This window comes from Synechococcus sp. R6-7, from assembly GCF_047461695.1.
Lineage (GTDB): Bacteria > Cyanobacteriota > Cyanobacteriia > Thermostichales > Thermostichaceae > Thermostichus.
Map to the genome: position 1 here is coordinate 1 of NZ_JANSHS010000233.1, position 8,984 is coordinate 8,984.

Sequence of the window (8,984 nt, forward strand, 5' to 3'; positions counted from 1 at the left end):
GTTGCCGGGGTTAATGGCCGCATCCGTTTGCAGGAAAGTCACCCGCTTGTTGACAGCTCCAATTTGCCCGGAGGAGCGCCCAACAGCACTGATGATCCCGGCAGTCACGGTATTGTCTAGGCCCAGCGGGTTGCCAATGGCAATAGCCCAATCCCCCGGTCGCACCAAGTCAGAGTTACCCAGGGTAACCGTGGGCAGATTCTCCCCCTCAATTTTGATCACTGCGATATCGGTAACCGGATCTGAGCCCTTCACCTCTCCTTCAAAGGTGCGCCCATCCAGCAGGTGAACCCTGACCCGCTCGCTGCCTTCCACCACATGGGCGTTGGTGAGGATCAGGCCACTGGCGTCGATGATAAACCCCGATCCGGTGCCTTCTTGCCGAAACTCCTGCGGCAACTGCGGTAGTTGATCCCCAAAGAAGCGGCGAAACAGGGGCTGGTTGAACAGTTCTGGGTTGACCCCCCTCGACACGGTGCGGGTGGCATCGATGCGCACCACCGCTGGGCCGACCTTTTGGGCGACTGCAGCAATAAAATTGGAAGGCCGGACGGCATCAGCGGGAGGGGCAGAATTCGCAGCCTCAGGGCGGGGCTCAGACCAGGGCAAAAGGGATCCCACTCCCTCACCGGCCCGTCGCGTCCAAGTGATCAGGGGAGTTTGCTGTAACCACTCCTGCCCCGCTCGAGACGATAGCCAGACCCCACCTGCGACGCCTCCACCAAACAGAGCCATCGCCAAAAGTGTATGCCGTAGAATCCGCGCCATGCTCCCTCCCAAAGCTAAGCCGTATCGCCAAGACTCAAAAGGCGTGAACCCGCTCCCCCGACTTACGCCATCAAGACCCAGTTCACTCCTGGTCTATTCTATCTATTCCTACTCTTTACTTTTGGATGTTCGGGGTATGTGTGCTTACCCTAGCAAATCTTGCGGACAGAGGCAGTGCTCGAAACGCCCAAAATGATCGGGGATCCGAGTATGCTCCATTCCTCCGAGCCACAGGGGCGGGATCCGTGGCAGCGCCACCGCGCCTGGATGCAGTTGGCCTTGCGAGAAGCTAAGCAAGCAGGAGAAGCTGGAGAGGTGCCGGTGGCCGCTCTGGTGGTGGGGCCAGGGGAAAAGTTGCTGGCTTTGAGCAGCAACCGGCGGGAACGGGATCGGGATCCCACGGCCCATGCGGAGATTCTGGCCCTACGGCAGGCAGGGCAGCGCTTGGGCGATTGGCAGCTGCAGGGCTGTCGGCTGTACGTCACGCTTGAGCCTTGCCCCATGTGTGCCGGGGCAATCAGCCAATCGCGGCTGGCTCAGGTGGTTTACGGTGCAGACGATCCCAAGGCCGGAGCACTGCGCAGCGTGCTCAATTTGCCAGCTTCTGCTGCCAGCTTCCATTGCCCGGAGATCATCGGCGGAGTTTGCGAGGTCGAGTGTCGACGCCTATTGCAGCAGTGGTTTTGCCGCCGCCGCGGGATCCCGCGCACAACCTGAGGAAGAAATTGGGGGCAAAAAGAACGGGCTGGGGTCGTGCATCCGCCAGAGGTTTTTGATACTGTCATATCGGGTTCGGCTGGTCCTCACTCGCGTCCTGCACCAGCCCCAAAAAAGGCTGTCCGAGGGGCGGTGGCTGCCTGAGGTGTTGAGGTTGGTTATGTCCAGATTCTGAGAACCCGACTTGTCCGGGATCCCTCGCCGGCTGTGATACTCTTTCCCAGAGGATTGGTGTGTGACTATTGCCCTCTCCTTTTCTCCTCTCCCATCAGCTTGGCTTAGGAGTATTGCCCTTCTGGTTTGGGCTTGGCTGTGCTTGACCTTTCCGGTGCAGGCACGGGTGCTGCTGCGGGTGGGTATTGCCGTCAACAAGCCCCAGGTCACCGTCGGCAGCTCTACCGGAGCCCGCCTATTGAATGCCCAGGGACAGCCGCTGGCAGAGGTGCAGGCCATGCAACCGCTGCAGGCCAGCCGTTCGGGTTCAGCAGTCAGTTTGGCCGGCCAACAGGGAGAACGTCTTTACCTGCAGCCCACTGTCCCCGATGGGTTGGTGTTTATCGACCAGAATTGGTACCGTGGCTTGGTGGAGTTGATCCCCGGCGAGCGTGGGGTGATTGCCATCAACCAAGTTGGCTTGGAAGACTACGTTTCCAGCGTGGTGGGCAGCGAGATGGGACACCGTTTTCCCATGGAGGCTCTCAAAGCCCAAGCCGTGGCCTCCCGCACCTATGCCCTCTACCACCGCAGTCGCCGTTCCCAGCAGCCTTTTGACTTAGGAAACGGGATTGATTGGCAGGTTTACAAGGGAGTGGCTGCCGAATCCAGCCGTACCCAAGCGGCTGCCCGTGAGACCGCCGGGCAGGTTCTCATCCACCAGGGGCAGTTGATCAATGCGGTTTTCCACTCCTCTGCGGGGGGACATACGGATGATGCAGGCAATGTCTGGTTAGAGTCGCGGCCCTACTTACAGGGGGTGCCGGATTTCGATCAGCACTCACCGGTGTTTAGCTGGACGGCCACCGTTCCTGCCCAGCAGATTCAGCAGTTGGCTGCCGGGATCGGGGCTATTCGTTCTGTTGAGGTGCTGCGCAGCTCCCCGTGGGGACGGGCGATCACGGTGCGCTTGACGGGATCCCAAGGAATCAAAGATCTCAGTGCTGGCGATTTTCGTCGGGCTCTAGGGTTGCGCAGCACAAAGATTGCCATTAGTCCACGCGGAGAGGCCGCCACTACAGCCAGCTTGGCTCCTGTGGCAGGGACATTCCCAGCTTTCTTTGAGATTCATGGGCGGGGCTACGGGCACGGGGTGGGCATGAGCCAGTGGGGAGCTGCCGCCCTGGCCAGCCAAAACTACTCTTACCAACAGATCCTCAGCCACTACTACCGCAACACCAGTCTGGCAGTGGTGGAAGGACGTTAAGGCTCAACTTCAAGGAGAAGCCAACAAAATAATCGATTGGTAGCAAAAGTAGCTGCAGTTTTTAAGAGCTTATGAGAAGCAGCATTTTAATTGAACCGGAGGGGTTCCCCAAGGGTTCGTTGGGGTTCTGTAGATTTTGTTAACTTTGAGTTAACTCTAATGTTGCACCATCTCTGAAGATAGACGGGCAGCTTCTGCCGGAATCGAAAGCTGGGCTGCCTGTGAACGCTGCTTTTGAAGGCTCCGCGCTGCTGTGGCAAGATCGGGAGAAGCCCTGGAAAATTTGGGTTACGTCCCCTGAAGATTTTGTAGAGATCTTGAATTCCCCCCTCAGAATCCTCAGGATCGGCTCAATAATAATTGAGATACGTTTACCAGGATCGACCTCTACCTCTTCTTTTTCGAGCCCATAACTTTAACCCCAGGTATCTGTCCTATGTCCATTGCCACCTTAGCTCCTGCTTTTCCCGAACGTTGTCCGGTGCTGCCGGAAGCGCTCACGCCCCTGTGCGAGATCGCCCGCAACTATTGGTGGACCTGGAACCCCGATCACCTCACCATTTTCCGGGAAATGGATCCCGCCCTGTGGGAAAAAACCTCCCACAACCCGGTGCGCATGCTGGAGGAGGTTTCCTACTTGCGGTTGGCAGCCTTGGCCACCGATGTGAACTACCTCAACACGTTGAACCGGATGGTGCAGTCCTATCGGCAGTACATGACGGCTGAGGATACCTGGGCCAAGCGCACCATGAAAACCTACGACTGGCAGCGTCCTATTGCCTATTTCTGTGCCGAATACGGCTTGCACGAGTCTTTGCCCACCTACTCTGGCGGGCTGGGTATGTTGGCCGCCGATCACCTCAAGTCGGCTTCAGATTTGGGGGTGCCCCTGGTGGCCATCGGGTTGCTCTACCGTCAGGGCTACTTCCAACAGCGCCTGGACAACAATGGCTGGCAGGGGGAGCTTTACGAAGACTCTGAGTTTGAGTCTCTGCCGTTGACTCTGGTGCGCCAGCCGGATGGCAGCCCTCTGTTGGTGGAAGTGGCGATGCGGCAGCGGTTGGTGAAGGCGCGGGCCTGGCGGGCGGACGTGGGCCGGGTACCTCTTTTTCTGCTGGACACCGACCTGCCGGAGAACGACCCCATCGACCGCTGGATTACCGCCCACCTCTACGGGGGCAGCACCGATACTCGCATTGCCCAAGAGTGCATCCTGGGTATCGGTGGGGTGCGTCTGCTGCGCCAGTTGGGTTTGGATCCCATGGTTTATCACATGAATGAAGGGCACGCTGCTTTCCTGACGCTGGAGTTGCTGCGGGAGGAAGTGGCGCGGGGCACCCCCTTCGAGACGGCGGAGGCCAAGGTGCGGGAAAAATGTGTGTTTACTACCCATACACCGGTGCCGGCTGGCCACGATGCCTTTAGCCCCAATGAGATGGATGCGTTCTTTGCCTCCTTCTGGCCTCAACTTGGCCTGACGCGGGAACAATTTTTGGCCTTGGGAGCTCGGCGCACCGGGGATCCCTGGGAGCGCTTTAACATGACGGTGCTGGCTTTGCGGTACGCGCGGGCAGCCAATGGGGTAAGCAAGCTCCACGGACGGGTTTCTCGCGAAATGTGGCATGTGCTCTACCCTGAGCGATCGGTGGATGAGGTGCCCATCAGCTCCATTACCAATGGGGTTCACGCCCGTACCTGGGTTTCCCCTCTTTTTTGGAACCTCTACGACCAGTACTTGGGCCCCGATTGGCCGGAGCGGGTGTCAGACCCGGAACTGTGGGCCAAGGTGGAAGAGATCCCAGATGAAGAACTGTGGCGGCGCAAAGAAGCTCTGCGGGAGCGGCTGGTGTCTTTTACCCGTCACCGGGTGTTGCGGGCCCGGCGCAATCGCGGCGAAAGCAATGAGCGCATCCAAGCGGTCAACCAGTTGCTGGATCCCAAGGTCTTGACGATTGGGTTTGCCCGCCGCTTCAGCACCTACAAGCGAGGAGATTTGATCCTGCGAAATCTGGAGCGAATTACCCGCATCTTCACCAACAAAGAGTACCCTGTGCAAATTATCTTCGCCGGCAAGGCCCATCCCCGGGATGAAGGGGGCAAGCGCCTGATCCAGCGGGTGGTGGAATGGTCCAACCGGCCTGAGGTGGCCAACCGGGTCGCCTTCATCGAAAATTACGATGCCTATGTCGCTCGCAATTTGGTGCAGGGGGTCGATGTGTGGCTGAACAACCCGCGACGCCCTCTGGAGGCCTCCGGCACCTCAGGACAAAAGGTGGGCTTCAGCGGGGGATTGAATTTGTCGGTGCTGGATGGCTGGTGGCCGGAAGGTTACAACGGTCGCAATGGCTGGGCTATTGGCCAAGAAATCGAAGGTCTGGATCCCGCTGCCCAAGACGACTTGGACGCCAACTCCCTCTACGACTTGTTGGAGTATGAGGTGATCCCCATGTTCTACGACCGGGATGAGAAAGGGATCCCACGTCGTTGGATTGCCCGCATGAAGGAGGCCATCCGCACCCTCAACCCCGTTTTCAACACCGACCGCATGGTAGCGGAGTACGTGCTGAAAATCTACGAGCCTCAGCCCCTGGAAGCAGAGGCGAGCCGGACTTTGTTGGGTTCGGCTGTTGCCGGCTAGGGTGGACTCCCCCTCTCCCAGCGCAAATCATACAAAACATTGGGATCCCTCTCTCCTCAAGAGGAAAAGCAGGGATCCCAAGTTTGCGCTTGGGGAAAAGAGACTAGGCGCTGGCGTTGACGGCCATAGGCAGAGTCAGCGGTTCTGGCTCCTCTTCGGGGGGCAACATCACCACCTCAGAGTTGTCGATGATGGCCTGCAGCTCTTCCCCATCGATGGTTTCGGCCTCTACCAGGCGGCGGGCAATCCGATCCAAGAGGGCGCGGTTTTCTCGAATCAAGTAGGTAGCCCGTTGGTAGGCCTCGTTCACCAGCCGCCGCACCTCTTCGTCGATGAGGGCTGCTGTTTCCTCCGAGAAATCCCGTTCTGCGGCGATCTCCCGGCCCAGGAAAATGTTGGCGTATTGGCGGCCCAGGGCTACATTTCCCAGGCGATCGCTCATACCGAAGCGGGTCACCATGTTGCGGGCGATGCGGGCCACCTGCTGCAGGTCACTGGCTGCCCCTGTGGTGATCTCCGACTCTCCATAGACCACTTCTTCGGCCACGCGCCCACCCAAGGCAACGGTCATCATGTTCTTCAGATGGGCACGGGTGGTTAGTCCCATGTCGTCATCGCTGGGCATGAACCAGGTGAGGCCACCTGCTTGTCCCCGGGGGATGATCGTCACTTTTTGGATGGGATCGTAGTTGGGCAGAAGGGATCCCACCAGGGCATGGCCCGCCTCGTGGTAGGCCACCAATTCCTTGCGCCGCTCGCTCATCAGCCGATCCTTCTTCTCTGGGCCGGCCAACACCCGATCCACCGCGTCGTTGATCTCGTCCATGGAGATCTCGGTGAGGTTGCGGCGGGCTGCCAGAATGGCTGCTTCGTTCAGGAGGTTGGCCAAGTCGGCGCCGGTAAACCCAGGGGTACGGCGGGCCAATTTCTCCAGATCCACATCCGCAGACAGAGTTTTACCGCGGGCGTGCACCTTGAGGATTTCTAGCCGGCCCTGAAAATCGGGGCGATCCACCGTAACTTGGCGATCGAACCGGCCAGGCCGCAGCAGCGCCGCATCCAGCACATCCGGTCGGTTGGTGGCGGCGATGACGATAATGCCGGAGTTGCCCTCAAAACCGTCCATCTCGGTGAGCAACTGGTTCAGGGTCTGCTCCCGTTCGTCGTTGCCACCTCCCAAGCCAGCTCCCCGCTGGCGACCGACCGCATCAATTTCGTCGATGAAGACGATACAGGGAGCATTTTGCTTGGCCTGCTCGAACAGATCCCGCACGCGAGAAGCGCCGACCCCGACAAACATCTCCACAAACTCGGAGCCGGAAATGGAGAAAAAGGGCACACCCGCCTCTCCGGCTACGGCGCGGGCCAACAGGGTCTTACCGGTGCCGGGCGGGCCCACCAGCAATACCCCGCGGGGGATCTTGGCTCCCAAAGCGGTGAAGCGCTCTGAATTTTTCAGGAAATCCACCACTTCTGCCAGCTCCAGCTTGGCCTGATCGATGCCGGCCACATCGTTGAAGGTAATCTGGGTTTTCGGCTCCATCTGCACCCGTGCCCTGGATTTGCCGAAGTTGAGAGCTTGGCTGCCTGGGCCATTTTGAGCCCGCCGCAGCAGGAAAAAGAGCCCCAGCAAGAGCAAAACCGGCAGGAAGAAGGTGCTGAGAATGCGCCCAAGTAGCCCCTCCTCTTGAACAGGGCGTACCGCCAGCTCCACCCCGTTGGCAACCAGGGTGTTCTCAAACTCAGGGGTAAGGGGGGGCAGATTCACCTTCACTGGGGTGGCGCGGTTGTTGATTTCTGCCTCGGCAATGGCAACTTGGCGACCATCCGGGGCCGTCTCCACCAAAACTTTGCTGACCTCGCCCCGTTCAACACGGCTGATCAGGTCGGAGTAGCTGATCTCCAAACGCTCAGCCGGGCGGGTACCCAAGAAGGTGGTGGCTAAAGAGATCAAGACGATGGCCAGTAGCGCATATAACCCCGCGCTTCTCCATTTCTTGTTTTTACCTTTCTGACTCACGGAAGTGTTTCCTCCCAAAGGGTGTTTTTGAATCGAACTCGCAGATGGCGACTTGTGGGTAACAATCTGGGGTCGGGTGGGTTCTTGCAGCAACAGACTGTTAATTAATATTAACCTGACTGAGAGGGTTGCCGGGGATCCCTGCAATCCCGCTCTTCTGGCCGGGAGTTTGGGGATAGGATTGAGAGACCAAGGCTGGACCGTCAGTCAGAACAGGTGGTGTTTTTTCCATTCTCATTCCAGCTTGCCCAGGGATCCCTATGCTGACTCAACTGCGCGAACTGAGCATCACTGCCGACGGACGGTATCTCAGGGATGAAGAGCTGCAGTTCATGGAGACCTATCTAGCCTCCTTTGACCTACGCCTGAGCGCCTATCGCAAGATTCAGGCGGCGGAGGCCCAGATCATCCGGGATGTGGAGATGAAAATGCGCGCGCTGGATCCCTACTTGCTCATGCGAGGGGTGGAAGACTTTAGCAACAAGTGGAAAGCTGACACCGTTCGGGTTCTGCGCCTTTCGGCCTTAGCCATGCTCTTGGATGATGAGCAGCGCTACAAAGATCGATTTCTCTACTGGTTCCAAACACTGATGCGAGCCTTCCGCACCCAACGCAGTTGCGAGGCCACCTATCGCTTTCTGCAAGAGGTGATAGCCCATTACCTCACCCCCGAGGAAGCCAAGTTGATCAGGCCAATTCTGGAAACCAACCGCACGCTGCTGGGCCTTAACTAGGCCGCCGTCCCGGCGGGCTCTTCAGAGTTGGCCGGCTCAACCACCTCTAGCTCATCAGCTTGGAGATGCGCACGGAACTTGTTGTCAAACTGCACCTGAAAGGGAAAGTTGGCGCTGATCGGGCGGCCATTCCAATCTCGAAGCACGGCCTTCAGTTCCCCTTCCATACCTTTGAGGTCAAAAGGTTGATTGCGATGTTCCGGGTGGTGATAGACGATCACGCTGGTACGCACCCGCACCCGATCTCCAACTTTCATGTCTTGCCCTCCTGAAAAGGCAGCATACTGCAGGAACCGACTGGAAACACTCTAACTCAATCTCTAAGCAAGCTTTCCGGATGTGGAGAAGTGTGTGGAAACTGAAACAGTAGTTTGCATTTTTCTCAAGTTCCCTCTCACTTTGGATGACCCGAGAACATCCCCTCAAACTCAAGCCATGAGCCCGACCCAAGGGATCCCCCTGACTGGCCACTGGATCCCTGCATTGTATACATCCTTCCAGAGAACTTTAGGGTGTGGCAAGGAAAATCAAATGAGGGCTTTCAACCTCATGGGATCCCTATTGGGCAGGAGATAGAGCTCAGTTTCGGAGGAAAAGGCAGCACCTATCCAATCTCAGCTTCCGCCAGGATCTGGGAAAGAGAGAAGGCGACCTTTTGTTGCTGATACATTTACGCTGAACACTGCT

At 58.2% G+C, this 8,984-nt stretch carries 7 protein-coding genes; 4 read left to right on the forward strand and 3 right to left on the reverse strand.

The window, feature by feature from the left end; genetic code table 11:
- Positions 1-768: trypsin-like peptidase domain-containing protein (locus NW815_RS07570; RefSeq protein ID WP_414415861.1), on the reverse strand; the 768-nt coding region annotated here is incomplete at its 3' end.
- A gap of 210 nt (positions 769-978) precedes the next feature.
- Between NW815_RS07570 and NW815_RS07575 the strand changes: the two genes are divergently transcribed.
- The 3 genes from NW815_RS07575 to glgP all read left to right on the forward strand — a co-directional run bounded on the left by NW815_RS07575 (position 979) and on the right by glgP (position 5,543).
- Positions 979-1,485 carry a nucleoside deaminase gene (locus NW815_RS07575; protein ID WP_414390106.1) on the forward strand — a complete coding sequence of 169 codons (507 nt, stop codon included), beginning with the start codon at positions 979-981 and terminating at the stop codon, positions 1,483-1,485.
- A gap of 235 nt (positions 1,486-1,720) precedes the next feature.
- The gene (locus NW815_RS07580) at positions 1,721-2,905 is read left to right on the forward strand and encodes a SpoIID/LytB domain-containing protein (protein ID WP_414390109.1); all 1,185 of its coding nucleotides are present in this window, start codon (positions 1,721-1,723) and stop codon (positions 2,903-2,905) included.
- 436 nt (positions 2,906-3,341) lie between these two features.
- Entirely contained in the window at positions 3,342-5,543 is a 2,202-nt protein-coding gene (gene glgP, locus NW815_RS07585) for an alpha-glucan family phosphorylase (protein ID WP_414332107.1), read from the forward strand.
- A 103-nt stretch (positions 5,544-5,646) separates the two neighbouring features.
- On the opposite strand, the gene ftsH is transcribed toward glgP, so the two are convergent.
- A complete protein-coding gene (gene ftsH / locus NW815_RS07590) occupies positions 5,647-7,563 on the reverse strand; it encodes an ATP-dependent zinc metalloprotease FtsH (RefSeq protein ID WP_414415862.1) in 1,917 nt (638 codons plus the stop codon).
- A 260-nt stretch (positions 7,564-7,823) separates the two neighbouring features.
- Between ftsH and NW815_RS07595 the strand changes: the two genes are divergently transcribed.
- Positions 7,824-8,297 carry a phycobilisome protein gene (locus NW815_RS07595; protein WP_414390214.1) on the forward strand — a complete coding sequence of 158 codons (474 nt, stop codon included), beginning with the start codon at positions 7,824-7,826 and terminating at the stop codon, positions 8,295-8,297.
- Here NW815_RS07595 and NW815_RS07600 read toward each other — a convergent pair.
- A complete protein-coding gene (locus NW815_RS07600) occupies positions 8,294-8,554 on the reverse strand; it encodes a ferredoxin-thioredoxin reductase variable chain (RefSeq protein WP_414332109.1) in 261 nt (86 codons plus the stop codon). The genes NW815_RS07595 and NW815_RS07600 overlap by 4 nt on opposite strands.
- Positions 8,555-8,984 lie beyond the last annotated feature (430 nt).

What these genes read in the sequence shown, in the direction of transcription:
- glgP (WP_414332107.1), top strand. Translation starts at nt 3,342, where the DNA reads ATGTCCATTGCCACCTTAGCTCCTGCTTTTCCCGAACGTTGTCCGGTG.
- NW815_RS07600 (WP_414332109.1), bottom strand. Translation starts at nt 8,554, where the DNA reads ATGAAAGTTGGAGATCGGGTGCGGGTGCGTACCAGCGTGATCGTCTAT.
- NW815_RS07595 (WP_414390214.1), top strand. Translation starts at nt 7,824, where the DNA reads ATGCTGACTCAACTGCGCGAACTGAGCATCACTGCCGACGGACGGTAT.
- NW815_RS07575 (WP_414390106.1), top strand. Translation starts at nt 979, where the DNA reads ATGCTCCATTCCTCCGAGCCACAGGGGCGGGATCCGTGGCAGCGCCAC.